Annotated in this window: 29 protein-coding genes; 12 read left to right on the forward strand and 17 right to left on the reverse strand. The window is 35.2% G+C overall.

The window, feature by feature from the left end:
- Positions 1-8: 8 nt before the first annotated feature.
- From OYT91_RS10205 to OYT91_RS10235, 7 genes are read right to left on the reverse strand one after another with little or no spacing between them, the layout of a single operon-like run.
- Positions 9-269 carry a hypothetical protein gene (locus OYT91_RS10205; RefSeq protein WP_281237879.1) on the reverse strand — a complete coding sequence of 87 codons (261 nt, stop codon included), beginning with the start codon at positions 267-269 and terminating at the stop codon, positions 9-11.
- The gene (locus tag OYT91_RS10210; protein WP_281237880.1) at positions 270-626 is read right to left on the reverse strand and encodes a hypothetical protein; all 357 of its coding nucleotides are present in this window, start codon (positions 624-626) and stop codon (positions 270-272) included.
- A gap of 12 nt (positions 627-638) precedes the next feature.
- Positions 639-1,277 carry a hypothetical protein gene (locus OYT91_RS10215; RefSeq protein ID WP_281237881.1) on the reverse strand — a complete coding sequence of 213 codons (639 nt, stop codon included), beginning with the start codon at positions 1,275-1,277 and terminating at the stop codon, positions 639-641.
- Positions 1,261-1,701, reverse strand: a complete 441-nt coding sequence (locus OYT91_RS10220; protein ID WP_281237882.1) for a helix-turn-helix domain-containing protein — start codon at positions 1,699-1,701, stop codon at positions 1,261-1,263. The genes OYT91_RS10215 and OYT91_RS10220 overlap by 17 nt, the downstream gene beginning before the upstream one ends.
- On the reverse strand, positions 1,701-2,546 hold the full coding sequence (locus tag OYT91_RS10225; RefSeq protein ID WP_281237883.1) for an AAA family ATPase: 846 nt from the start codon (positions 2,544-2,546) through the stop codon (positions 1,701-1,703). The genes OYT91_RS10220 and OYT91_RS10225 overlap by 1 nt, the downstream gene beginning before the upstream one ends.
- A gap of 44 nt (positions 2,547-2,590) precedes the next feature.
- Complete coding sequence (locus OYT91_RS10230; protein ID WP_281237884.1) at positions 2,591-4,537, reverse strand: hypothetical protein; 1,947 nt, start codon at positions 4,535-4,537, stop codon at positions 2,591-2,593.
- Positions 4,538-4,594: 57 nt separating this feature from the next.
- Complete coding sequence (locus OYT91_RS10235; RefSeq protein WP_281237885.1) at positions 4,595-4,783, reverse strand: hypothetical protein; 189 nt, start codon at positions 4,781-4,783, stop codon at positions 4,595-4,597.
- 109 nt (positions 4,784-4,892) lie between these two features.
- Between OYT91_RS10235 and OYT91_RS10240 the strand changes: the two genes are divergently transcribed.
- Positions 4,893-5,540: a LexA family transcriptional regulator gene (locus tag OYT91_RS10240; protein WP_281237886.1), complete on the forward strand. Its 648-nt coding sequence runs from the start codon at positions 4,893-4,895 to the stop codon at positions 5,538-5,540.
- A gap of 807 nt (positions 5,541-6,347) precedes the next feature.
- On the opposite strand, the gene OYT91_RS10245 is transcribed toward OYT91_RS10240, so the two are convergent.
- The 8 genes from OYT91_RS10245 to xrtF form a co-directional block, all read right to left on the reverse strand.
- Complete coding sequence (locus tag OYT91_RS10245; RefSeq protein ID WP_269221865.1) at positions 6,348-7,025, reverse strand: DedA family protein; 678 nt, start codon at positions 7,023-7,025, stop codon at positions 6,348-6,350.
- A gap of 170 nt (positions 7,026-7,195) precedes the next feature.
- Positions 7,196-7,585: a heavy-metal-associated domain-containing protein gene (locus OYT91_RS10250; RefSeq protein ID WP_348651430.1), complete on the reverse strand. Its 390-nt coding sequence runs from the start codon at positions 7,583-7,585 to the stop codon at positions 7,196-7,198.
- Between the two features lie 57 nt (positions 7,586-7,642).
- Positions 7,643-9,655, reverse strand: a complete 2,013-nt coding sequence (locus OYT91_RS10255; RefSeq protein ID WP_281237887.1) for a TonB-dependent receptor plug domain-containing protein — start codon at positions 9,653-9,655, stop codon at positions 7,643-7,645.
- 64 nt (positions 9,656-9,719) lie between these two features.
- Positions 9,720-10,130, reverse strand: a complete 411-nt coding sequence (locus tag OYT91_RS10260) for an HYC_CC_PP family protein (protein ID WP_269221863.1) — start codon at positions 10,128-10,130, stop codon at positions 9,720-9,722.
- 68 nt (positions 10,131-10,198) lie between these two features.
- On the reverse strand, positions 10,199-11,554 hold the full coding sequence (locus tag OYT91_RS10265) for an MBL fold metallo-hydrolase RNA specificity domain-containing protein (protein WP_281237888.1): 1,356 nt from the start codon (positions 11,552-11,554) through the stop codon (positions 10,199-10,201).
- A 69-nt stretch (positions 11,555-11,623) separates the two neighbouring features.
- Positions 11,624-12,454, reverse strand: a complete 831-nt coding sequence (locus tag OYT91_RS10270; RefSeq protein WP_281237889.1) for an ATP cone domain-containing protein — start codon at positions 12,452-12,454, stop codon at positions 11,624-11,626.
- Between the two features lie 60 nt (positions 12,455-12,514).
- Entirely contained in the window at positions 12,515-12,958 is a 444-nt protein-coding gene (locus tag OYT91_RS10275; protein WP_281237890.1) for an exosortase F system-associated membrane protein, read from the reverse strand.
- Positions 12,948-13,484, reverse strand: coding sequence for an exosortase family protein XrtF (xrtF, locus tag OYT91_RS10280; RefSeq protein ID WP_281237891.1), 537 nt, complete (start codon positions 13,482-13,484; stop codon positions 12,948-12,950). Before xrtF ends, OYT91_RS10275 begins: the two co-directional genes overlap by 11 nt.
- Positions 13,485-13,646: 162 nt before the next feature.
- Between xrtF and OYT91_RS10285 the strand changes: the two genes are divergently transcribed.
- The 3 genes from OYT91_RS10285 to OYT91_RS10295 all read left to right on the forward strand — a co-directional run bounded on the left by OYT91_RS10285 (position 13,647) and on the right by OYT91_RS10295 (position 16,863).
- Positions 13,647-14,102, forward strand: a complete 456-nt coding sequence (locus OYT91_RS10285) for an XrtF-associated fRMsr-like GAF protein (RefSeq protein ID WP_281237892.1) — start codon at positions 13,647-13,649, stop codon at positions 14,100-14,102.
- A 168-nt stretch (positions 14,103-14,270) separates the two neighbouring features.
- Positions 14,271-14,537: a 30S ribosomal protein S15 gene (rpsO, locus tag OYT91_RS10290; protein ID WP_269221859.1), complete on the forward strand. Its 267-nt coding sequence runs from the start codon at positions 14,271-14,273 to the stop codon at positions 14,535-14,537.
- A gap of 190 nt (positions 14,538-14,727) precedes the next feature.
- The gene (locus tag OYT91_RS10295) at positions 14,728-16,863 is read left to right on the forward strand and encodes a polyribonucleotide nucleotidyltransferase (protein ID WP_281237893.1); all 2,136 of its coding nucleotides are present in this window, start codon (positions 14,728-14,730) and stop codon (positions 16,861-16,863) included.
- Between the two features lie 719 nt (positions 16,864-17,582).
- On the opposite strand, the gene OYT91_RS10300 is transcribed toward OYT91_RS10295, so the two are convergent.
- Positions 17,583-18,119, reverse strand: a complete 537-nt coding sequence (locus OYT91_RS10300; RefSeq protein WP_281237894.1) for a hypothetical protein — start codon at positions 18,117-18,119, stop codon at positions 17,583-17,585.
- A gap of 527 nt (positions 18,120-18,646) precedes the next feature.
- Between OYT91_RS10300 and OYT91_RS10305 the strand changes: the two genes are divergently transcribed.
- The 6 genes from OYT91_RS10305 (at position 18,647) to rpe (ending at position 24,285) form a co-directional block, all read left to right on the forward strand.
- Positions 18,647-19,072 (forward strand): hypothetical protein, encoded by a 426-nt coding sequence (locus tag OYT91_RS10305; protein ID WP_269221857.1) that lies wholly within the window; start codon positions 18,647-18,649, stop codon positions 19,070-19,072.
- A gap of 32 nt (positions 19,073-19,104) precedes the next feature.
- Entirely contained in the window at positions 19,105-20,844 is a 1,740-nt protein-coding gene (locus OYT91_RS10310; protein ID WP_281237895.1) for a tetratricopeptide repeat-containing sensor histidine kinase, read from the forward strand.
- A complete protein-coding gene (locus tag OYT91_RS10315) occupies positions 20,837-21,583 on the forward strand; it encodes a LytR/AlgR family response regulator transcription factor (protein ID WP_281237896.1) in 747 nt (248 codons plus the stop codon). The genes OYT91_RS10310 and OYT91_RS10315 overlap by 8 nt, the downstream gene beginning before the upstream one ends.
- 343 nt (positions 21,584-21,926) lie before the next feature.
- A complete protein-coding gene (locus OYT91_RS10320; RefSeq protein WP_281237897.1) occupies positions 21,927-22,166 on the forward strand; it encodes a hypothetical protein in 240 nt (79 codons plus the stop codon).
- 209 nt (positions 22,167-22,375) lie between these two features.
- Positions 22,376-23,239 (forward strand): sigma-70 family RNA polymerase sigma factor, encoded by an 864-nt coding sequence (locus OYT91_RS10325; RefSeq protein ID WP_007804760.1) that lies wholly within the window; start codon positions 22,376-22,378, stop codon positions 23,237-23,239.
- A 383-nt stretch (positions 23,240-23,622) separates the two neighbouring features.
- Complete coding sequence (gene rpe / locus OYT91_RS10330) at positions 23,623-24,285, forward strand: ribulose-phosphate 3-epimerase (RefSeq protein ID WP_269221853.1); 663 nt, start codon at positions 23,623-23,625, stop codon at positions 24,283-24,285.
- A gap of 166 nt (positions 24,286-24,451) precedes the next feature.
- Here the strand turns inward: rpe and OYT91_RS10335 are convergent, their stop codons facing one another.
- Positions 24,452-24,874 carry a CBS domain-containing protein gene (locus tag OYT91_RS10335; protein ID WP_281237898.1) on the reverse strand — a complete coding sequence of 141 codons (423 nt, stop codon included), beginning with the start codon at positions 24,872-24,874 and terminating at the stop codon, positions 24,452-24,454.
- A gap of 474 nt (positions 24,875-25,348) precedes the next feature.
- Here OYT91_RS10335 and tssD (OYT91_RS10340) point away from each other — a divergent pair, with 474 nt between their 5' ends.
- Both tssD (OYT91_RS10340) and tssD (OYT91_RS10345) read left to right on the forward strand, forming a co-directional pair.
- Entirely contained in the window at positions 25,349-25,735 is a 387-nt protein-coding gene (gene tssD / locus OYT91_RS10340) for a type VI secretion system tube protein TssD (protein ID WP_160376505.1), read from the forward strand.
- 177 nt (positions 25,736-25,912) lie between these two features.
- Positions 25,913-26,308, forward strand: a complete 396-nt coding sequence (gene tssD, locus OYT91_RS10345; RefSeq protein WP_269221852.1) for a type VI secretion system tube protein TssD — start codon at positions 25,913-25,915, stop codon at positions 26,306-26,308.
- Positions 26,309-26,374 lie beyond the last annotated feature (66 nt).

A 26,374-nucleotide genomic window follows, 5' to 3' on the forward strand; every position in this document is an offset into this window, starting at 1 on the left:
CTATGGATTTATGTTAAGTGGTTATCGATTATTTTTTTTAGTGTGAATCTTATTTTTGACTCCAGGAGCGCAAGGCATTTATAGTTGCGCACGTCATTGGGAAAGTGCTCAGCATTGAGTTGGCTCATTAGCGAGCCGCGCTCTTGATTGATGCAAATTCTTTCGCCTCTTGAAAAGCTGGGTGATTTGCCCAGGGTTTCGTTTTCTGCACAATACTGAAGCACGGCGTGCAGGTCTTCTAAGCGTTGAATGATTTGGTTTGTATCCATTTAATTGGCATTTAAAGCGGTTAAAACTGGTATTCCTTTGGGGATTTTTTTGATTTCCTTCAAAAGGGCTGTGGGGCGAATGTTGTTGAGCTTATACACACAGTCTCGGTGACAATTATTGAAGTCGAGCGGGGTTACGTTGCTCCCAACATAACGATCCGTTAGTAAGTGAAACTCGGTTTCGCACTTTGCCAGCTCCATCAAGAACCAACGGTTAACGGCCGAGCTCGCTAATATTTTTTGAAACTCTTTATTATCGGTAGCTACACTCTCGCACCAATTGCTGTACAAATTGAAAATCATACTTTCGTACTGTTGCGGGCATATATCTAGTTTTTGTAATGTTTTTGTGTTCATTGGTTGTGGTTTTTAAACAATTTCTTTCCAATATTTAGCGGCTCTTTGTGCCCAAATCACGAAGGGTTCCCCGCCACCGTTCAACCTTCCGTCTGGGAATAGTTTGAATCCTTCTACTCTTAATTTTAGGTCGACATCATACATAATGTCATCGGCTAAGGCTCCTTTGGGCAAACTTCCTTTGGCTTGCGAGATCCAAACAATACCTTTTCCTTTTTTAAGCATCAACTCCTTGAGCTGATAGTATTGCGCCTTAGTAATTCGGGTATACTGAACGGAGTCGATAAAAAGAAAGTCGGGCGATTTGGGTTTTTTCATTCGAAGTACCAATTCTTCAAAGGGTTCACGGTCGAGCAATACGAAGGAATTTCCGAGGGATTCCATGTGGTTACGCTCTAGGGCTTTTTGCATGGTGGCAGACAATCCTTGCTCTAAAGAGTTGTAGGCTACTTTGCCAAAATTGGTGAGGTATTTAGCGAATTTGATAGCGGCTTCGGTTTTACCGTTGGTGGTTCCGCCCCAAATGATGGCAGAAAAGGCTTTGTCTGGTTTCCCCAGGGTGGCTTCCCATTCGCCCGTAAATTCTAGGGCATTAAATTGTTTTGAAAGAACGTTGGATACAGAGTAGGCTCTATTAATTATTTTGGTCATGTTTTCTTTTAATTCTTCTAATGTTTGCTTCGTCAACTTTATAAATTCTAGCAATGGCTCTTTTGGCTTCACCTTTTTCTATCCGTGCGATAATATCCTCTACATCGGCTCCGGAAAGGATCTGTTTGAACTTTTGCACTCCAGTGTTTGGTCCTTCTTTCCACTCTAAATTGGAGTAATGATTACTGGAAAGACATCCTATTTTAGAAGCATACAATCCGGTATGCGCTCTCAGGCCGTTCCATGTTTCGCAAACCAATTTGGCTACTGTATGCCTTCGACCTGCGAATGATACTTTAAGAGTCGGATGTTTTCTGGTGGTATCGTTTTTAGTAATTCGGAGCAATTCCTCATTATAGTAGATTTCAGTGCCGTCTTCATTTATCCGAAGACCTTCGATTATGGGGTGGTATCTAAATTCCATTAAGAGGCTCTTTTGTTTGAAAAAATTAAACGTCTCACTCTTCTTACATCGCCGTCACAGTCCTTGGATATGGCTCTGATTAGGGCAGGGTCTTCGATCCCGTTTGCGTTACATATCTTTTCGACGTCGCTGTAGCTTGTGGTTTCTAATTCTATGAATCGAAGTCCAACACGGCTGTAAATTTCGCGGTAGCCCTTCTTTTCCATTGCCACACCACGTTTGATTCTTTTTTCTAGGAAGTGGGTCGCCATTAGTACAATACCGCAATGATTTTCGAGCTCATTATATAGTGTTATGAAAAAAAGCAGTACGTTGTCGGCCAGTTTATCGGCTTCATCTAATATGATAATTGGTGAGTCTAAAGATTTTAAAAGCAATACCGCTTTGTGCATCATTTCGGGAAGAGTAAGCCCAGCATGGTCACGCCCCATCTTAGCAAGCAATTCACGAAGGAACCAACGCTTATCCCAGTACTCGTTGCAGGACAATAAAAAGGCGTTTTTGTTTTCGGACTCGTACTTCTTAGCGCTTTCAGATTTGCCGGCTCCTGCTTTGCCTGTGATAGCCATAACCAATGAAAATTGTTGGCTATCGTTAAAGAAAAGCATCAATTCTTTGGAGTTTCTTGTTTCGGCATAGTTCCATCCGCTAGCGGTTACGCCTACATACTTGGCTACTTTGCGCCACATTTCGTCGGCAATCAATTCCCATTTGTGGTTTCGCATTTGCGAAAGTGTCGCGGCTGATACGCCTGGCATTCCCGCTGCAACTTGGTTTTGTGAGCCTTTTTGAACGATGAAATTTTCTAAAGTTTCTACGGTTTGAATTTTGTCTTGATGTGTCATTTTTTGTATATTTAATAAGGGTTTGAACGTTTTTTAAACAGTATTTAATAGCGAGAATAAAAACTATTAGTGTCGGTTTCCATTTGTAATTCTTTAGGTAAATGACCTTGAAACTTGACCATCAGTTCCTGCTCTTCGATTAAGCTTTCTCGACTGATGCCGGTGCGCTCGATTAATCGTTCATAGGCTTCTTGGTCGCGTTTGAGTTCCAGATCTCTTGTTTCTACATCTTGAAGTAGTAATGCTTTCGAGTTTTCTTTCATCAGTACAGGGATGGACTCGTGCATTCGTTTGGATTGGGCATAGGCAACAAATCTCTTTTCTCCTGATGGCGTTAATTCGTAAAGACCGACAAACTCATCTAGTCGCTCAGGATCATAGCGTACAATTAGATTTTCTCCCACATATTTTCGTCTAAAATCTAAGTCAACATTATTGGTTTCGTCGTACACTTCGTAGAGATAATCTTTACCCTCTACAGTAAGCGGCATCCCATGCGGATAGTATTTTTTAACCTTGGTTTCATCAATCCAGAACATTGAGAGCTGATCCATGATATTGATTTCTTCGCGGTGCTCGGTCTCTTCATTGTATCTTTGATTTCTGTTCAATTCCCAGTCGTCCTGTTTGCCAGCGTTCCATCGGTTTACTAATGCTGTAAATATTTTATTGAATTCGTCCACCGTTGGAAGCGCTGATTTATACTCTACAATGAAATCGGTGTTGGGTTTGTTTCTTGTTTCCTTAACTTTAATTCCTTGTTTGTCTGAAAACCACATTTTCGAAATTACTTGCTGTTGTAAGCGATTGAAAATTTGTTCTGCTGGCGATGATTTACGCCCAACTTTGTGGCTGTAGTGCGTTCCGCCTTTGGCTGGCAAGCGGTTGTACAAATCTTGCATCTTACTTGTGGTGTGCCCCGATTGTTTGTCGTAAGTAAACAAGAAGGGTCTGCAACCCGATTCGTTTACGGCCATTTTAATCGCTCTAAAATGCGATGCGTGGTTTTCTGAGTACGCAATATCCCAACCTATAATTTTCTCGCTGTAGACATCAAAAACAACGTTTATTTTGAGTTCTGCTGCCATCTTTTGTTTGTTGTTTGCGAAGTGTACTAAATCGAGCTTAGTACCATCGATAGCCCACCAAGCGTTCGGGAACCATTCAGCACGTTTACGTGTTACTGTGTGACCAAAGTTTTTCATGTATTCGTCACGACCGTCTCTCGCTAGCATCCAAATGCGTTTTTGTTCTGTTTTTTCCAGCCAAGCGTTAACCGCCCTTTCGCTTAAAGACTTCCAGCCCTTTGCCTCACGGACACTTTCATAAATGCGAATCAGCTCAGGAACTGTATGTTTAATAGGCAAGCAGTATTGTGCTAGAATAAAGTCGGCTACTTCGCCTTGAATCAAAGTTGAATTGGAATTCAACCATTTGCCCGACACGATAGAACCGTAGCCTTCCTCTTCATATCTTTTGATCGCTCTTTTGAATGAGAGAACGTTTTTGTATCGTGTGTGGGTCCACGTTTCGGGAAGGTTCCCAACGGCTTCTTGCATACGGCTCCACATTTCTTTTTTGCCCCCAAAACGTTTTTGTACTACGACATTGTTCGCAATAAATTTGGTTGCATTGAACACTATAGCCTGATGGGTGTATTCTCGTTGCTTTTCTTCGGGCAGGTGCTTGCCGTTGTCTAAGAGGTAGTCGCTATAATACGATTCAGCCTTATAATCCCACTCCATATAGTCCCCGAAAACAATGTTTTTTACACTGGCGTAGGGATCTATGCCACGGTCACGAATAATTTTTTTGTAGCGGTCAGGTATCGACTCATAGGCCACCATTGCTCTACGGCCATTGCCTCCTTTAGCTACTTTCTTGATTTGGCCACGGTACACCAATAATTTCAAATTGGGTTCCGATATCACCCCCTCATTAACGAGCCAGGTGGAGGCCACGCAAAGTGTATTTTGTTGAAATTCGAACATGGTTGGTTTTTTTTAATATGGAAAGTCTATTAAGTAATCTGATTTATGACTTGCTGCTTAGTTTTCTTCGCTTTCTTTCAGTTTGTCAATTTCCTTTTCCAACAGCTCCACGGCTCTTTTTCTAATAGCTTTAGCCTTTTCAGAAGTAAACACGCCGTCAAGACTCATAGTCACGGTTTGATAAGAGGTTGAGAACTCTTTTTCAAGTTGTTTCTTTAAAACTGGGTGAATGTGTATTTTTTTCATTACTTTGAGCTGTTTAATAAGTGTGTAAAATGTATAGAGCAAATATAAATACATTTTGTACATGAAAACAAATATTTTAAATACAAATTGTATATTTATTTTTTTATATATGGACAAGCTATTGATATTAAACAAAATACAAGAACATTATGGATATAAAAAAGATGCTCATTTTGCAGAATTTTTAGGTATACCCGCGCAAAATCTATCAAAATGGAAGCTTAGAAAAACCTTTGATACCGAATTAATATATACAAAATGTACAGATTTGAATCCAGAATGGTTACTCACAGGAAAAGAGCCTATGCTTAAAACAGACAAGGATCTAGTAGTAGCTGCTCCAGTCAACAAAGGAGGGGTTCCGTTACTACCAATCGACGCATTTGCAGGGCTGGGTGATACCAGTATAACAGGAGTAGACTTTGAAACCATTGAAGAGCGCTATGTGATTCCTTTGTTTGACGGCCTTAAAATTGATTTTATGATAGCCGTGCGAGGATCTAGTATGTATCCAAAATACAGCAGTGGCGACGTGGTAGCCTGTCGATTAATTAGCGAATTATTGTTTATTCAATGGAATAAGGTATATGTGTTGGATAGCAAAAGTCAAGGTGTAATTATGAAGCGCGTAAAAAAAAGCCAAAACCCTGAGTACATCCTTTGTAAGTCGGACAACAAAGATTACGATGACTTTGAGATTCCCAGATCCGACATTAGAAATATCGCTCTAGTGGTAGGAGTCATAAGATTAGAGTAACTACCAAAAGCACATCATAAAAAGAGCCTTTTTTATGATTACTTAAGTGAAAATCGGCAAAAACCAAAGAAACTATTTAATTTACAGCTACTTACAGTGATATTCACCCCAGCAAAAGCGGTATTATCCCCCCTTGCATCTACAAAATTCAACGCTTTTTAACATTGTTTAGGGTATTATCCCCCTTTCGATATGGTGTTTTTTCTTGTGTTTTGTAACCCCAACTGTAACCCCAACTGTAACCCCAAAAGTAAAAACACAGGAAACTGCAACTTAGTGGAGATATCCAATTTTAGAGCAAAAAAAAGCCGTTTAAATACTAGTTTAAACGGCGTTGTTATTTGCAAATCCTTTGTTTTTGTTGGTTTTAAGGGCTTTTTTTGGCTGTATTGGGTCTTTGGTGGTACTTATGGCGTTTAAGATGTTTAAAACGGAGATTTAAATGGTACTTAAATGGTAGTTAATTTACTTTTCGTTTTGAGTTGCTTTTTCGACCTTTTTTGCGTTAAGTATTGATTTTATTGGCTTTTTCGACCTTTTTTGTATTGAGTATATTTATACTTTTGGTTATACGCCCTATATAATTTCAATTATTCTTTTGAAGCAGAAAGATTTGGCTTGTTTGGCAATATTGTCCCGCTTTCCGTTTCAATCTTATAAGCCGAACACCGGCTTATAAGGATTTCCACTTCTATCGGGGCTAAAGAGAAAGATTTGGCTTGTTTGACTATATCTCTCAAAATCTTTCCATAAAAAAAACCGTCTTGTTCAATTGAGCAAGACGGTTTTTTAATATTTCTTAATTTTTTAATGATGAACCACTTTTTTCTTAATTAATTTTAGAAAAACAGGCAATGTTGACACCAGAATAATTCCTATTACAATTTTCTCGATATGCTCTTTTAAATCAATACCCATTTCTAAAAACATGCCGTACAAATAATGTCCAGAAAATATTAAAACAAAGGACCATAAAAAAGAACTCAAAATATTATAATACATAAATTTCTTTTTATCCATTGTCCCAATACCTGCAACTATAGGAGCAAACGTTCTAACAATAGGCAAAAACCTAGCGTAAATAATCGCTTTACCGCCATGCTTTTCAAAAAATTCTTTGGATTGAAGCAAATATTTTTTCTTAAACAAAAGGGTATCTTCTCTATTGTATAAGTAATACCCGCTTTTGGCTCCAAACCAATAACCTACCATATTACCGAAAACACCTGAAAAAGCTACCAATGTCGAAAGAAGAACAAGATTTATAAAATCACTTTCTATAAAAAGGATATTCTGAACTAAATCACGGCTATAAATTCCAGCTAAAAAAAGCAAACTGTCTCCTGGAAGAAAGAAACCGGCAAAAAGACCCGTTTCGGCAAAAACAATGAATAAAACAATGTACAAACCTAGTTGAATACCTCCAATTGTAAAAGTTATATAAAATTCGGGATTTACCAATTGGGTCCAATCAAAGTTGCTCATAAAATTATTTTTAGGTTGTGAAAGTAATCATAATTTAGGTGAACCACAATTTATTACTTCACTTTAAAGTTTAATTAACGATTTTAAAAAACCAAAAAGCATCAAAATAGTGTACTAAATATGATGCTTTTTATTTTTTTTAAAACTACAAAATAGTCATTATAAATAAACTATAGCCTATCGTATTGACAACAAGAATGAAGGCTATCATACGCTTCTTTTGTTGATTTTACTTCATCTGTATCATGTCCAACTTTGGCGATCGCTTTTTTTACATCTAATAAAGAACATTTTTCTTCATTTATAATAACACTCAATTGGTGCGTTTCAATATTCCAGGACGCTGATTTTACACCTGGAACAGAAAATGCAGCTTTTTGAATTCGTTTCTGACATTGTTCACAATTCCCATTTACTTCAGTGGTATATTTAGCATTTTTATTTTTTTGCGTTTGGCCTTGAGCTGAAAGCCCTATAAAAACTAGCAGCATAACTGCAACTATATTCTTAATTGTGCTACTTTTGAAACTGTTTCTGAATTCTTTTTTTATTGTTTTCATTTTTTTATATTTTAAAATTGTTGTTATTTTTTGTTATTTTAAGAATTAACGTTATATCTATTTTATTCTAAAACGCAAGCCTGCATAATACATCTGACCAAATACTGGCGCATACAAAATTGTAGCATCAAAATAGGGTCCAAAAGGGTTTTGTGCATCCAAGATAACTTGATTTTGTGTATAATTACCAATATTCTCTCCTCCTACATACACCTCAAAAGTCTTTGAAAAAACTTTTGTGACTTGAGCATTCATCAAAGAATAAGAAGGAGAATTTTCAGAAAGTTGGTACCCTATAGGATTAGAAGCTGTATTAGGTAATTGTTGTTCCCCAATCCAATTGTAAGTAAAATCAAACTTCCATTGTTGTCCTTTATCCTTAACATGAGTTTCATATCCTAAATTTCCAAAGAAACGATGTGCCGCCTGCAATGGTCTTTGGTATTTCCCTGATAAATAATCGGTTTTGATATCATAGTATTTATAGGCAGAACGCAATTCCAAATGTTTTGCCAATTCGTAATTGAATTCCAATTGAAAGCTATTAGCAAATGAAACTCCATCTAAATTATGAAAAATCACTTGCTGTGGACTTTGCATTACATCTACCACCACTTGATTCTGGAAATTGGTTCTGTAAAAATCAATAGTTACATCTCCATTTCTATTGAACAATTTAAAACCTTGCATAAAACTCAAACCATAATTCCAAGCAATTTCAGGATCCAATCCATACAGTTTTCCTCCGGAATTCACAATATCGAAGTTTCTAGAACTAGCAAACAAATTTTGGTTTTCGGCAAAAATATTGGCAGGACGTTTTCCTCTACCTGCTGAAACTCGCAACACTCCTTTCTCCCAAGGATTGTACTTCAAATGCAATCTTGGAGTAACAAAAACCCCCAAACGATTTCCAGAATCTACTCTACCTCCCAAAATCAAACTAAAATTATCTTGATTATCGAAAGTATACTCAAAGAAAGCACCAACTGTATTGTCTATCCTACTATAATCAGTTGTATTGACAAACTCCGAATATTTATCGTAAGTAAAATTCAATCCTGTTGCAAACTTGTTTTTTTCGTTATTGATAATTGAATTAAAAATCAAATTTGAATAAAAACTATTTTGTTTGATGTTGTACCCATTCAATCCAAAATACGAATCTTGGTCATAACTGGAAAATGCATTTTGAAATCCAATGCTTTGATACGGCATATCCTTAAATACATATCCAATTTTTGTAGAAACATCTATTTTTTGGGTATCAATTTCCGATCCCCAAGAATTCGTTGTTCCTTTATCAGTATCTGGATCAAAACTCAATTGCCCCATTAATTTTGAATCATTCATATATTGAAAATTAATAAAACTAACCCAACCAGTCTCGGCATTGTAATACTGATAGCGATTGAGTAAATTGATTTGTTTTTGCAAAGGATTGTCTAGAAAACCATCATCATTGTTATCCATTTTGGAATTTCTCATATTTCCGTGAAGCAATAAACTGGTGGCCCATTTATCTGATAGTTTCTGATTAAAATTGGTATTCAATTCAAAACGGGAATCGGTCGAACCGTACGCATTTAATAAAAATGGCACATCAGATAATGGCTTTACCAATTCAGTATTGATTTGTCCTGAAATACTTTCGAACCCATTGACTACACTCCCAGCGCCTTTGGTAATTTGAATACTTTCTATCCAAGGTCCAGGAGTAAAAGAGAGACCAAAAGCTTGCGAAGCCCCTCGAACAGAAGGTACATTTTCTTGGGTCATCATCAAGTACGGACTAGTCAAACCCAACATTTTAATTTGTTTGGTTCCCGTTAAAGCATCCGAAAAATTGACATCAATGGATGGATTTGTTTCAAAACTTTCGGCAAGGTTACAACATGCCGCTTTGAGAAGTTCTTTTTTGGTAATTAAGCTAGTATTACCAGTAACTGTGTATGATTTTTGAATGCCCTTGCGTTTGGATTGGACTTTAATTTCCCTCAAAGTATCTTGCGAATAGGAACTAAAACCAATAAACAAGAGTAATAAAACCACTGTTATATTTGTTTTCATAATTTAAATTATAATGGTTAAAAATTTAGAACCCTAAAAAAACAGGTTCTATTCTAATTAAACATTACAATTTATCGTAAAGGAGATATTGGCTGTACAGCTTGAAAAGTGGCGGTGCATTGGCATCGCAATAATAGGTAAGAGTCGTGTTATTTTTGAAATTATTTACTGCAGTAAAAACAATTGAATGCGTTTCTGGAATGAGGAACGCATAATCCATTTGAAAAGAAAATGATTTAAAAACATTACTTTCTGTTTTTTTCTGGATAACAACTTTTTTGTCCTTGCAGCAACTGTCTTTTTTAGAAACTATCTTTTCGCAACAACCTTTTTCACTTTTCAATGAAGACAAAGGAGAATTCAAAGAAACGGAGGCTAATTTACCCCCACAATAATGCACATTAAAAGCAAGTCCTACATTGGAAACCAATAGTAGAAAAGCAAGAAATAGGCTTATTTGTTTTTTGAATACCATACTACAAAATTAAAACTATTATTTGTGGAATAAATCAAATTCTTGTTAAACTTTAAAAAAGATTAAAACTACAATTCAAATACTTGACCCATCATAGGAATAACACATTCAATTCCGTATTTTTCTTGAATTTTTATTCTAAGTTCATCTGCTGGCTCGTTTTCTCCGTGAACCAAAAAAACTTTTTTAGGTTTCTCCTCCATATTTGAAAGCCAATTCACCAAGTCCTTTTGATCACCATGTGCTGATAATCCTTCAATTTCTAGTATTTTAGCTTTTACTTCATAATATTTTCCGTGAATTTTTATCTCTTTTGCACCTTCTAATAGTTTTCTGCCGCGAGTACCCTCTCCTTGATAACCAATAATAATTACTGTTGTTTCTGGCAATCCAATATACCGCTCCAAATAACTCAAAACTCTACCTCCAGTAACCATTCCACTAGCCGCAATTACAACTTTGGGTTGCTTGTTATAAATGGTATTAATTGTTTCTTGATAATCTGAAATCAGCGTAAATGATTTGCACATAGCAGTAAATTCATCAGAACGTAAACGATGCCATTTTCTATTATTAACAAAAAGTTCTAACATACTTATTCCCATTGGAGTATCAATTATATAGGGAATATTTGGAATTCTATTTTCTTCTTTCAGCTTCCAAATCAAGTACATTACACTTTGTACACGTTCCACTGCAAAACTTGGAATAATAACTGTTCCGCCATTATGAACTGCATTATTAATATACATTTCAAGTTCTAATTTAGGATCTGTATCAGGATGCAATCTATTTCCATAAGTACTTTCGAGGAAAACATAATCTGCTTTTTGGGGTTTTGTGGGTGGATACATTAACACATCATTATCACGGCCAATATCCCCTGAGAAAACAACAATTTTATTTTCAAGCCGAAGCTCTACCGTACAGGCTCCAAGAATATGTCCAGCATTGGTAAAAACGGCTTCGATTTCTGCGTCCAATGAAACACTTTCTTTCGGATTTATAACCCTAAAATGCGGAAAAACCTTTTCTGCTTGCGCAACAGTATAAAGAGGCTCCGCGATTTCATGTTTTGAATATTTTCCTTCATTGGCCAATTTGGCATCTTCCTCTTGAATTTTGGCACTATCCAAAAGAATCAATTTGGCAACATCCTTGGTAGGACTTGTACAATAAATTTTACCATCGAAACCTTGATTGACGAACCTTGGCAACCAACCACAATGATCCAAATGGCCGTGAGTTAACAAAACAAAATCTATAGTAGAAGGTAAAATAGGTAAAGGCTCCCAATTTAATTCTCTCAGTGGTTTCAAACCTTGAAATTGACCACAATCAACCAAAATTCGAATACCGTTACTTTCTATCAAAGTTTTGGATCCGGTAACAGTTCCAACTCCACCAATACATGTGATTTTCATTTTTTAAAATTTTGATTAATCGAAAAAAGTAAAAACTTTGTGTTTTATAAACCTAGTCTCTTCAAAAAACTATATCAATCTACACAGCTCAGACGCTTCTTTCATTACGTTTTTAATCCTAGTAGCGCTTAAACCTATTTTCTCTAAATCTGCTCTATTATTAACAATCTCGCGAACCAAAATAATATCCAAAATCAATAGTTTCTCTTTTTCAGAAAGCGTTAATGTCGTCAAACAAGTAATGGGATACAATTGCCGATTATCAATTTGAGTTTTTAAATTGTTCTTTGAAGGATAATCCCAACTTAATAAATTGAGTTCAGAACATTTTGCAAAATCAATTGCATCCGATGTAAACCGATTATTAGTCACAATCCAACATTTTGAGATGTTGTCATTTCTAGAAAAAACCTCATGATTTCTAATTTTTAGATCATTAAAACGGGACAAAATATACATTGGTACTTTTACATCAGTAGCGGCATCTCGCCCGACATGAAACTTGCATTCTATCATAGCAATAACATTGTCTTTTTTGACAAGGACATCTATTTCATGCGAAACACATATACCCTGGAGTATCATATTTACTTTAGTTTCATAATGTTCTAAAGAAAAAAGTCGGGCAATAAACTTTTCAAAAAAGAAACCTGCTGGCCCTAACAATCGAATCGCTTCTCTTAGATTATACCGAGCAGCATGTGAATTGGAAGCCTTTTTTAAAAGTCCAAAAGCCATCTTGTAAATTTGCTTAGTCGAAATCCCCTCGTATATTTCTTTTTCAATAAGATGCAAGACATCTTCAACAACAGCAGACGTTGCTCCTGATTTCAAAAGAGATTGTTTCAACTTTGCTCTATTAAAATCAACAATCGCACCTGAATGTTTAATAATTTTCATCTTAGTTGTACTTGCTAAAATCAGCCTTAAATTCTGATTAAAGATACAAAAAAAAGAGGCTTATTTATTTAATTTTTGATAATAAAATGCTGGTATAAAAAGAATTAGAAACAAGGGCTGGATTAAAAATCGGCGCACATAAAATAGCAAAAGATTATTTTGGTTTCCGTAAAAATGAAGAACAGAAAAGAATCCAACAATTAATATCACAAAGAAAAATAAATATAAAATTGAAGCAAACTGAATCATTTCCCTGTCCTTAAAAAGACAATAAACAATTACCAATGAAACTATTGCATTCAAAAAAAAACGAAAAGACATACCTAAAAACAACCAAAAAGTATTATAATCTGGCAAAGACTTTTTTAAATAATCTCCTTCAAAATAGTGTAAAAAAGGATCGTAAAACAATTGATTTTCGAAAGTTCGAATACTTATCAATAAGAACAACAATAGAATTAATAACACAATTTTCCGCTTGTTCTGTAGTATCTTATTTAGCATATTTCGAGAATTTATTGACCCATATTATCCATAAAACAAAAATGGATCCGTAAATAATCAATGGAAAAAAAACACCATGCAATAGATGATTTTGCTTTGGAAAAAAATACAACAAAACTATTAGAGCCGCAATACGAAGTACATTTAAAATATAGATCAATATACTTCCAGCAAAAACAAACAATAAAGTATTTTTTAAACTTCCTGAAAATGCTACAACAAAAGAAACAAAAAGAATGATTACACTTATTCCATTGCAGCCTTCCACTATTCGAGCAACATTTTGATTTTGAAAAACAACTGAAAAACAGGGCTCATTTAGCACTTCTTCAACACGTATCGAATGGTAAAACCAAGAAAGAACAATTTCAGTATTTTCAGCAACAAATTGAGTTATTGAGTCCGCTTTATTATTATCAAAACCATTTAGAAAAAAATGATAACATAAAGTGAGGAGTATGTAAGTTCCAAAAAAAGCGGAAAGAAAAAGCAAAAATGGTTTATAAAGGACTAAGTATTTTTTCATTCTTAATTTAATTTTTAAATTGAATCTCGAAACTATCAAGAGGAATCACCATTCTGCGTCCTTTCCTATTTATTTGGCATGGTGATTTCAAAATAAATTTTTAACAAATTTATGCAATTTTAAATTTGGCTTTAAATACTTTTGCATAAAAAATAATAAACCATGACTTTTAAAGAATTACAACCTATAGTAAGTGAGATTATCTTAGACACTACTTTAAATAGAGACGAAAAACTCTTAGCCATTTGTCAACTTTTGAGTGATTCCATCTCCTATTACAATTGGGTAGGTTTTTATTTTGCTAATCACGAAGCCAAAACTTTACACCTTGGCCCCTATGTAGGTGCAGAAACGGACCATACCGTAATCCCATTTGGAAAAGGAATTTGTGGACAAGTAGCTGTCTCCAACAATAATTTTGTAGTACCCGATGTAAGCGCCCAAGACAATTATATTGCCTGTAGCTTTACAGTTAAATCAGAAATAGTAGTTCCTTTATTTGTAAATGGAAAAAACATAGGACAAATTGACATTGACAGTCATGTGATTGACCCATTTACCAAGGAAGACGAACACTTTTTGGAGTTTGTAAATGAGGAAATTGCGAAGTTATATTAAAACACAAGAGATATAAAAAATTAAAGATTTAAAAATTAAAGATTGCTAATTATACGAATGTAAAATAATTCATGATTCATAATTCATAATTCATAATTATTTTTTACTTTTGCACCCGTCTTACAATAGCTGTACGACATACATAAAAATCATTTAAATAATATTAGCATGTATTTAACTAAAGAGATTAAAGAAGAAATCTTCGCTAAACACGGAGAAAAAACAAACACTGGAAAAGCAGAAGCGCAAATCGCTTTATTCACTTTCAGAATCACTCACCTAACTGAGCACTTGAAAAAAAATCGTCATGATTACAACACAGAGCGTTCATTAGTATTATTAGTAGGTAAAAGAAGATCTTTATTAGATTACTTGAAAAAGACTGAGATCAACAGATATCGTGAGATTATCAAAGTATTGGGTATTAGAAAATAATCAATATATAAAGAGGTGCGAAAGTGCCTCTTTTTTTTATTAGCCCCCCAACCCCCAAAGGGGGAGCTAGCAAATAATTCCCCCTTTGGGGGCTAGGGGGCTAAAAGTTTGTTTTTCATTGGGTTTTAGGCATTAACTACGCAACAACAACACAACTAAAACCTATGTTAAACTTAAAGAAAAAAAAATTATGATTCCACAATTATTTGTAGAAAGTATCGATTTAGGTGATGGCAGAAACATCACAATCGAGACAGGTCGTTTAGCCAAACAAGCCGACGGATCTGTTGTAGTAAGAATTGGTAAAACTGTTATTTTAGGAACAGTTGTATCATCAAGAAAAGCAAGTCCTGGAATCGATTTTTTACCTTTAACGGTAGATTACCGCGAAAAATTTGCAGCAGCAGGTCGTTTTCCTGGAGGTTTCTTCAAAAGAGAAGCGCGTCCAAGTGACAGCGAAGTGCTAACCATGAGATTAGTTGACCGTGTTTTACGTCCGCTTTTCCCAAGTGATTACCACGCAGAAGTTCAAGTTATGATACAGTTAATGTCTCATGATGACGAAGTTATGCCAGATGCACTAGCAGGATTAGCCGCTTCGGCAGCACTTGCTTTGTCTGACATTCCTTTTGAAACTTTAATTTCTGAAGCTAGAGTAGGTAGAATTGACGGAAAATTCATCATCAACCCTTCTCGTGCACAATTGGAATTATCAGATATCGATATGATGATTGGAGCTTCAAACGATTCTATCGCAATGGTAGAAGGAGAAATGAAAGAAATTTCAGAAGCAGAAATGCTGGAAGCCATCAAATTTGCACATGAACATATTAAAGTACAAATTGCAGCTCAAGAAAGATTGGCAAATGCATTTGGAAAAAAAGAAGTTCGCACCTACGAAACTGAAAAAACAGATGATGCTATTTACGCCAAAGTAAAAGAAGCAGCTTATGATAAAATTTACGCTATTGCAAGCAAAGGTTCTTCAAAACAAGAACGCTCTGCAGCATTTGATGCCGTAAAAGAAGAAGTAAAAGCATTATTCTCTGAAGAAGAATTAGCTGAAAATGGAGATCTAGTTTCAAAATATTTCTACAAAACCAACAAAGAAGCCGTTCGTAACGTAACTTTAGACTTAGGAACGCGTCTTGATGGAAGAAAAACTACTGAAATTAGACCAATTTGGTGTGAAATTGATTATTTACCATCTGTTCACGGTTCGGCATTGTTTACTCGTGGAGAAACTCAAGCATTGGCAACTGCAACTTTAGGAACTTCTAGAGAAGCAAACCAAATTGATTCACCATCAGAACAAGGGGAAGAAAAATTCTATTTGCACTACAACTTCCCTCCTTTCTCTACAGGTGAAGCTCGTCCGTTAAGAGGAACTTCAAGAAGAGAAGTAGGTCACGGAAACTTGGCTCAAAGAGCTTTGAAAAATATGATTCCTGCTGATTGTCCTTATACCATTCGTGTGGTTTCTGAAGTATTAGAATCAAATGGTTCTTCTTCTATGGCAACTGTATGTGCTGGAACATTATCATTAATGGATGCAGGTATCCAAATGATACGTCCTGTTTCTGGAATTGCAATGGGATTGATTACTGACGGAGAACGTTTCGCCGTTTTATCCGATATTTTGGGTGACGAAGATCACTTAGGAGATATGGATTTCAAGGTAACTGGAACTTCAGAAGGGATTACAGCTTGTCAAATGGATATCAAAATTGACGGATTGAAATATGAAATTATGGAAGCGGCTTTAGCACAAGCTAGAGACGGTCGTTTGCATATTTTAAACATACTTACTTCTACACTTGCGGCTCCAAAAGCTGAGGTTAAAGCGTATGCTCCAAAAATCATCACAAGAACCATTCCTGGTAACTTTATTGGCGCGTTGATTGGACCTGGTGGAAAAGTAATTCAAGAATTACAAAAAGCTACAGGTACCACTATCGTAATCAATGAAGTAGACGAACAAGGAGTTATCGAAATTCTTGGAACAGATCCTGCTGGAATTGAAGCAGTACTGGCCAAAATCCAATCGATTACTTTCAAACCTCAAATGGGCGAAGCTTATGAAGTGAAGGTAATCAAAATGCTTGATTTTGGTGCAGTTGTAGAATATACTGCTGCTCCTGGAAATGAAGTATTGCTTCACGTTTCAGAACTAGCTTGGGAAAGAACAGAAAACGTTACCGATGTTGTAAACATGGGTGATGTATTTATGATTAAGTATTTAGGTTTAGATCCAAAAACTCGTAAAGAAAAAGTATCTAGAAAAGCCTTGATGCCAAGACCTCCACGTGAGGAGAAAAAAGAGTAATCCAATCTTAGTTTACTAAAGGTTTATTTATAGAAAGAACCCCGTTTCATGCATGTGAAACGGGGTTCTTCGGTTTTTAATCCTAATTAGGGCATGACCCCAATAGAAAATGGAGCCCAATATACAAACCGCTTATTCGGCTCCATTGGCTATTGCGGTCGGGCTATCCGCCTTTACAAGGTAACTTGCTCCTATCCCTCATGCGGTCTTATAGGATTAAAATTAATTTTTACATTGAACCATTAAGTCATTAAGGTTCATTCAGCCCTAGAAAACTTAATTTTCTTAATCTCTTAATCAATATTGTTTCCTTAAGGAAGATATGACATTCCGACGGAGCAGGAATCACACTCGTGACTAACGAAATCGATCCCTCTTTCGTCGGAATGACAAACTGCATGAATTAGAAAGCATTTGTTTACTTAAGGAAAAGACATTGATCTCTTAATGGCAAAATTTTCTTTTTTTTACCCACGCCAATTATGGCAGATCCAAAAGACAAAAAAACCTTTGCGCCTTTGCGTCTTAGCGGTTAACTCCCAAGTCAGCAATTAAAGAAATCCGTGAAAATCTGTTCCATCCGTCAAATACGTGGCTCAAAAACACACAAAACAAAATTTTGCGCCTTTGCGCCTTTGCGAGAAAACAAACAAAAAAAAGCTTTGCGCTCTTTGCGTAACCCTTTGCGCACTTTGCGGTTAAACTCCACAAAACCACTATTAAAAAATCCGTTTTAATCCGTTCCATCCGCCAAATCCGTGGCCAAAACCAACACACAAAACAAAACTTTGCGTCTTTGCGTCTTTGCGAGAAAACAAACACAAAAAAACCTTTGCATTCCTTGCGTAACCCTTTGCGCACTTTGCAGCTAAACTCCACAAAACCACTATTAAAAAATCCGTGAAAATCAGTTCCATCCGCCAAATCCGTGGCTCAAAAACACACAAAACAAAATTTTGCGCCTTTGCGAGAAAAACAAACACAAAAAAAACTTTGCGCCCCTTGCGTAACGCTTTGCGCACTTTGCAGCTAAACTCCACAAAACCACTATTAAAAAATCCGTGAAAATCTGTTCCATCCGTCAAATCCGTGGCCAAAACCAACACACAAAACAAAACTTTGCGCCTTTGCGTCTTTGCGAGAAAAACAAACACAAAAAAAACTTTGCGCCCCTTGCGTAACGCTTTGCGCACTTTGCAGCTAAACTCCACAAAACCACTATTAAAAAATCCGTGAAAATCTGTTCCATCCGTCAAATCCGTGGCTCAAAAACACACAAAACAAAACTTTGCACCTTTGCGTCTTTGCGAGAAAAAAAACACAAAAAAACCTTTGCGCCCCTTGCGTAACCCTTTGCGCACTTTGCGGTTAAACTCCACAAAACCACTATTAAAAAATCCGCTTTAATCCGTTCCATCCGCCTAATCCGTGGCCAAAACAAACAAAACAAAACTTTGCGCCTTTGCGTCTTTGCGAGAAAACAAACACAAAAAAACCTTTGCGCTCCTTGCGGTAAAACCCAACAAATCAACTATTTAAAAAATCCGCATTAATCCGTTCCTTCTGTAAAATCCGCGGTCAAAACCAACTTACAAAACAAACCTTTGTGTCCCTTGCGTAAAACTTTGCGTTCCTTGCGGTTAAACAAACCCAACAACAAATACTATTACAACTTTTTAAACGAATAACTCAAAATAATAACAAAAACATTACAAATTATTCAAAGAAAAAAAATATCTTTAACGTGAAAATTAGTATCTATTAACCAATTAAAAAAACAACTATGTGCGATTCTACAAAAGAACTATCCTTTACCCCTTACCCAACCGTCCAAACCACCAAGATTAACACTTTACCGTTTACTTTCCTAGAACCAGGCGAGGTTAATTACCCAGTAGCCCCATTGGTTTCTGCAAAATTCTACACCCCAAAAGGTGGTGTTTTAACCCTAAAAGTTAGAGCTACAGTATACATGAACTCCGAAATTCCAGACGCTCCTGTTGTAGAACCACCTGTTGAAAAAGATGGCGTTTTGACTATCAATTACGATTATGATTTTTCTATGGAGACCCCAGAAACTTGTGATGTATGGTACGTAGAACTAGATTATACCTCTGCTACAGTGGGAGACATAACTACTGTTGAATCTTTTATGGTAAACTTAGATCCTGAAGTCTCTAGAGGAACAAAAGTAGATGTTACTCCTTAAAACCTTTAAATTATTACTTATAAAATAATATAATGATAAAATTCAAATTGTATTTAATTTCAATACTATTCTCATTTCCTTTGATTCTTCATTCTCAAGATAAATCAGAAAATGATATTGTAAAAAAAAAATTACAAAAAAAAGTAGTTGAATATAAATCTGAAATAAATTTTATTAAATCCCAATCTTTTTTTTTAAAAAAAGATTGGGATTCCTCAATTGTATATTCCATGAAACAATTGAGTTTAAATAAACATAAAGAATTGAATGATTATTGTCATTTTTTTAGAGGAACAGGTTTTTATAGTAAAAAACTTTTTAAAGAAGCCAAAAAAGAATACTTACAAGTTTCTAATCAATTCACATTTTACCCATTAACTCAAATTTACTTAGGTGGAGTTCTACTTGAATTAAGAGAATTTAAAAATGCAATTTATTATTATGAAGAAGTTATAAAAAAGCCTTTAATTCAAAAACAGACTTATAGCATAAACAAAATATATGAAGGACTAGGAAATACTTATAGTTGTTTGAAAAAATATAAGGAAGCAGAAAAATATTTAATTAAAAATTTACAATCGAAAGAGGAAAATATAAATAAAACTGAATTATATAATGCATATAATAGTTTAGCAAATCTATACTATGCACAATACAAAGACAAACAAGCTATACATTATTTTGAGCAAGCCTATTTGTTATCCAAACAAATAAAAGATTTTGACAAAAAATACCTTTCTTCTTTTAACATGGCAGCAGTAGAAGAAAACAGAGGCAACTTCAAACAAGCATTAGTATACAGAAAAGAATCAGAGCAATGGAATGATTCCCTATACAATCAAAACAAAGTCTGGGCACTCGCAGACTATGAGAAAAAATATGCGGTAGCGCAAAAACAAAAACAAATATCGGTACTTAAGGTCGAAAACAAACTAAAAGACACCCAACGAAATACGATGTTTTTTTCTACATTGGGTTTATTATTGCTATTAGTAGGAGGCGTTTATATCTATGCACAAAAAGTAAAAAATGCTAGAATCATCCTCACTCAAAAAGAAAAACTAGACGAGCTCAATACTACCAAGGATCAATTGTTCTCCATAGTGAGCCACGATTTGCGCTCCTCAGTCAACGCGCTCAAAACCAGCAATGCCAAATTGACCACTTCGCTAGAAACCAAAAACTACAGTGAGCTCGACCAGCTCCTGCATCAAAATAGCGCCATTGCAAACGGCGCCTACAGTTTGCTCGACAACTTGCTCCATTGGGCTTTGTTGCAAACCAAACAGTTGTATTTCAGCAAAGATTCGGTGCATTTGTATTCCATCGTGCAACAAATAGAATACAACTACAAACCGTTACTGCTCGACAAAAGCATTGCTTTTGAGAACGCCGTTTCCAAAAATAGTTTTATCTTCGTGGATCTCGATTCGCTAAAAATTGTTTTGCGCAACCTGCTCGACAATGCTATCAAATTCTCCCCAGAGAACAGCAAAATTAGTTTTTACACAGTCGAAACCCATACCGATTTTTGCCAACTAGTGATTCAGGACAGCGGTTTGGGTATGAATCAAAACACCATAAACGAGTTGCTCGAAGACAATGAACTATTGGCCAAGAAAAGCAATTCGGAAATAATAGGAACTGGCCTTGGAATGCAATTGTGCAAACAAATGATCAAGAAAAACGGAGGAACACTAGCCATAGAAAGCGAACTCAACAAAGGAACCAAAATGATACTTTCGTTCCCAAAAACAGAACAAAATGGATAACATCAATGTACTTATTATAGAAGACACTCCAGAGCAAAGTGATGCACTGAGCAAAGTCTTACTGGCCAACAAATACAACATTGTAGGAGTTGCCAGAAATTATACAGATGCCCTAACTTTATTCTACCAAAACCCCGTGGACATCATCGTAATCGATGTCTTCCTCGACGGAAAACCAGACGGAATAACCTTTGCCGAGACCATCAACATTGTACCAAATGCATCAAAGCCGTTTGTGTTTTTGACCAGTTCACAAGACCGCCAAATTTTTGAGAGAGCCAAACTCACCAAGCCTTTCAGCTTCCTGATGAAACCCTTCAACGAACTGGAAATTCTCTACGCATTGGAAATGGCTGTCGAAAAATTCTATGAGCAAACCAATGTTTTCCTGAGCGAAGACCAAGACACCGTAATCAGCAATGATTGCATGTTCATCAAAAAGAAAAACGCACTCAAGAAAGTGTCCCTTCAAGACATACTCTACATCGAAGTCGAAGACCGTTATTGCAACATCATCACCGAGAAAGAAAAATTTGTCATCTTAATTTCGCTCACCAAAATCAGTGACTTACTAGACAAAAACAAATTCACCCGTACCCACAGGAACTACATTGTAAACACCGACAAAATTGAAGAAATCATCCTAGCCGACAACCTTGTCATCCTAAAAGGAAACCACAAAATAAACCTAAGCGACTCCTATAAAGATTTCATCAAGAAAATGAATATTTTGTCTTAGGAATTGGTTTTGCGCTCGTATGTCATTGCGAGGTGTAATTTTTATTCTAAAAAAAGCAATATATAATGACGTTTCGGTCGTCAGTTCGAGTAAATTTTCAGAAAATGCGAATAGCTTTTTCTGAAAATTGTATCGAGAACCGTTCGTTATAATAAAAACTTCTATGTTAGTTCCTATAGCTATGGGAATCTCGCATGTCTCTTCGTGTGCAGAAAGTTTTTTGCGTACAATCAAAAATTATTGGCACTCATAACAACAAAAACCCATTTCATGACATTGCTTTTTTAAAACACTAATTACTGCTGTAAATTTACTTTAGAATTAAAATCCAAAAAACACCACCATGAGACTAGAACTTAACAACCAAAAAAATATGCAACTCAAATCCATTTTTAACAAACTCAATCCTTGGATTGGACTTATAGCGTCATTGTGCCTCATAATCCCGAGTTTATATGACATCCTAGACGACCCATTACTGTTTACATCAGATCACTTGATCTTAGGCGCAGGTATTTTCTTAATGGTTTTATTTTTAAAACAAATATTTGATAGAATCATCAATTTTGATGAAATAGATTAATCATAATAAAAAATAGCTAATGCCATTTAGTCTATTTCTTGTATAACTAATGCTTTCCAATTAACAATTAAATTAGTTTGAAATACCTGTTTCATTTTTTTGAGACAGGTATTTTTTATTTTTAATAAAAAAGATTAAACTTTTGTAACTTTTTTGAAACAGCATACGTATAATAACTTGTACACTTAAAAAATTGAGGAGACAAAAACATGAGACAACTTAAAATCACCAAGCAGGTTACCAATCGTGAAACCGCTTCATTAGACAAATATTTACAAGAAATTGGTAAAGTTGACCTTATTACCGCTGACGAAGAAGTAGAATTAGCTCAAAGAATTAAAGCTGGGGATCAAAGAGCCCTAGAGAAATTGACAAAAGCCAATTTACGTTTCGTGGTTTCGGTAGCCAAACAATACCAAAATCAAGGTCTTACCCTACCCGATTTGATCAATGAAGGAAATCTTGGTTTGATTAAAGCAGCACAACGTTTTGATGAAACTCGTGGATTCAAATTCATCTCTTACGCCGTATGGTGGATTCGTCAATCGATTCTTCAAGCTTTGGCAGAACAATCTCGTATCGTTCGTTTGCCTTTAAACAAAATTGGTTCTATCAATAAAATCAACAAAATGTATGCCTTATTAGAGCAATCTAATGAGCGCCCACCTTCTGCTGAAGAAATTGCAAAAGAACTTGATATGACCGTAAATGATGTAAAAGAGTCTATGAAAAACTCTGGACGTCACTTATCAATGGATGCACCTCTTGTAGAAGGTGAAGACTCTAACCTTTACGATGTATTGCGTTCAGGTGAATCTCCAAATCCAGACAGAGAATTAATTCACGAATCATTGCGAACTGAAATAGAACGTTCCCTAGAAACATTGACACCAAGAGAAGCCGATGTGGTGCGTTTGTACTTTGGTCTTGGCGATCAACACCCAATGACACTCGAAGAAATTGGTGAAACTTTTGACTTGACTCGTGAGCGTGTACGTCAAATCAAGGAAAAAGCAATTCGTAGATTGAAACACACTTCTAGAAGTAAAATCTTGAAAACGTATTTAGGTTAATTTAAAATATCCCCCAAATTAAAATTTTTAGATACTTTAAGGTTTAAATCTTTTAATTCAAAATGAACAACAGTCTGATTAACTGTTCGTTTTTTGATTGATGATTGAAACTCCGGCTGATTACCGGAGTTTTATTTTTTAAAACATAAACTAACCATTATAAACTTAAATCGTTTTGCAAGAAATCTTTTAAAATTTGAAACATTAAGAGATTAAGAAAAATAAGAACACATTCAATCCCTATTTTTAAACAGTCCAAAATCAAAAATCGTTAATCTTAAATCAAAAATCATTATGCCTTTGCAGTTAAAAAAACTAATTTTGCAAAAAACTACAAACTAGTAAAGATGCATTGCAGTGCATCTCAACGTAAAAACTACACAATGAAGAATACAATTATTGCTCCATCAGTTTTGGCCGCCGATTTCGCCAATTTACAACGTGACATCGAAATGATCAATAACAGCCAGGCCGATTGGTTTCATATTGACATTATGGATGGTGTTTTTGTACCCAATATTTCTTTTGGAATGCCAGTACTTGAAGCTATTACAAGACATACCAAAAAAACAGTAGATGTCCATTTGATGATAGTCAATCCAGACCAATACATCAAAACATTCAAAGCATTGGGAACAGATATTTTGACCGTACATTACGAAGCTTGCACCCATTTGCACAGAACCCTTCAAGCCATCAAAGCCGAAGGTATGAAAGCAGGAGTAGCATTAAACCCACACACTAGTATTGATTTATTGGAAGATGTAATCAACGACATCGATATGGTTTGCATCATGAGTGTAAATCCAGGTTTTGGAGGACAATCTTTTATAGAAAACACATACGCGAAAGTAAAAAAACTAAAAGACCTAATTACCAGAAAAGGAGCGTCAACTATCATAGAAATTGATGGCGGGGTAACCAACAAAAACGCTTTGCAATTGGTCGAAGCGGGTGCCGATGTACTTGTTGCGGGAAGTTTTGTCTTCAAAGCCGAAAACCCAACACAAACTGTAGCTGATTTAAAAAAACTGACAACAGTTTAAAATCATAGTTTCATCGGAAAGTACCCCAAATTTTCGAATTTCAAAACTTTCGTTATTACCAAACAACAACAATAATAAAGGCTATTTAGCATTAAAATACAAAAGTCCCAATAAGCAACAAAGCTACATTGGGACTTTCTTTAGTAAACACTTAATCTTACATTCCTTATTTATACTGATCAATTAAATATTTGATCAAATCAGTAGTCGTAACAATCCCAACCAATAAATGATCTACACATACCGGCAAAGCATGAAACTCATTATGTGCCAATATCTCCGCTGCTTCTTTAATAGTTGTTTCTGGAGTAATTGTAATTAATTTTTTTGCCATTACTTGTTCAACTGTAAACATATTGTAAACGGTAGTATCTATAACCTCCTCATCATCATCTATCGCATCAGCAAAGGATATACGTAATAAATCAGTATAACTTAACATTCCAATTATTGTTGCACCATTAACCACAGGAATATGTCTGATTTTATGATGCTTGAAAAGAGATTCGGCTTTAGTTAAATCATCCGAAATTGTCAGTTTAATAATATTTTTGGTCATAATAGTTGACACGGGAACATGCTGTCTCATAACGCCTTTTCTTTAAATTATAATGTAAATTTAGAATAGAAATTTGAGCAAAAATATGATGTTTATCAGTTGTTATTAAAAATAAAATTGAATAGACAATCAGGCTTTTACATCTCAATATTTCCTACAAGATTTAACATCATTACAACAAAAACAACCTACGTAAAAGTACTCGAAAGAACAAGTCTTTTTTTTAGTTTTTTTCTTATTTAATCATTCAAAATAAATATTTTTGAAAGACAAATCTCTATTTATAGACATTTATTGACAGAAATAATTAACACTATTGAACTAATTGCACTATAAAATCAACTCATTTTTTAATAAATAGACCCCTAAAAACGTTCCTAAATACCATTTTTACTAAGAAAATTCATATTTAACAAAAAATTAACATTCCTACAAAATAGTGTACGAATTTTTTGGTAGTTTTACTTTGTAAATAAATAAATTTATAACTAAAACATTTTTATTATGTCATTTTCAACAACATTGACCGTAGGTGGGAAAGATTACAAAGTACTTTCTGTAAGCTACGATTTAGCACAAGAAACTGACGCTTCAGGGCGTCCATCTACAGTAACTCGTGGAGGCAGAATCATGGTAGAGGTAGAATCTACTGGAGGAACAGAATTGTTTGAATGGATGACCAACAATTTCGAAAGAAAAGATGGGTCAGTAAAATTCATCAAACGCGATTCAAACGCAACTCTAAAAGAATTGAAGTTTACAGAAGCTTACATGGTGAAGTACAAAGAAAACTTTGACCACACTGGTGAGAATCCGTTAACAGAAACTTTTATGATTTCAGCTCGTAAAATTGCAATGGGTGGAGGAGAATTTGACAATGCCTGGGTATAATCCTAGAGACTTTGTCAAACTTCTTTAAGCTTGAACCTTTAAAGGAAGTCTATTTACGGACTTCCTTTTTTGTGTTACAAATAAAGCTTTTACAATTTCATATTATTTAGGACTTATTTTTAAATCAAAATCTATATCCTGAAATTTCAAAAAAGTCAAAAACCAAAATTATAAAATATGAGTTTTTTATCTACCTTTCATGTTGACGGAGAAGAGTACAATGTACTCGAATTTAATATTGATTTCAAACAAGGAACAGACACTACTGGCAAGCCCATAGGTGGGCCAAAAGGTGGCGCGATAAAACTTACCGTTGAAGCCACACAAAACACAAAATTTCTATCTTGGATGCTCAACAGCGAATTGACAAAAGATGGCAAAATAATTTTTTATCGCAGAGACGCTTTGAGTAAAATGAAAGAGCTAACCTTCAAAAAAGCTTTTTGCATCAATTACCACGAACAGTTTACCAGCACAACAGATATCCCGATGAAAATAACCCTTGAGATAATTGCAAAAGACATTGTCTTTGGAGACGCCAAATTTTCAAACAACTGGATCGCTTTAGACTAGTGACTTTTTTAGTTTTCAGTCGCAGTAAGTAGTAGAAGAGTAAAATATATCCTAAAAAGATCTTAA

It is taken from the genome of Flavobacterium praedii, assembly GCF_026810365.1.
Classification (GTDB): Bacteria; Bacteroidota; Bacteroidia; order Flavobacteriales; family Flavobacteriaceae; genus Flavobacterium; species Flavobacterium praedii.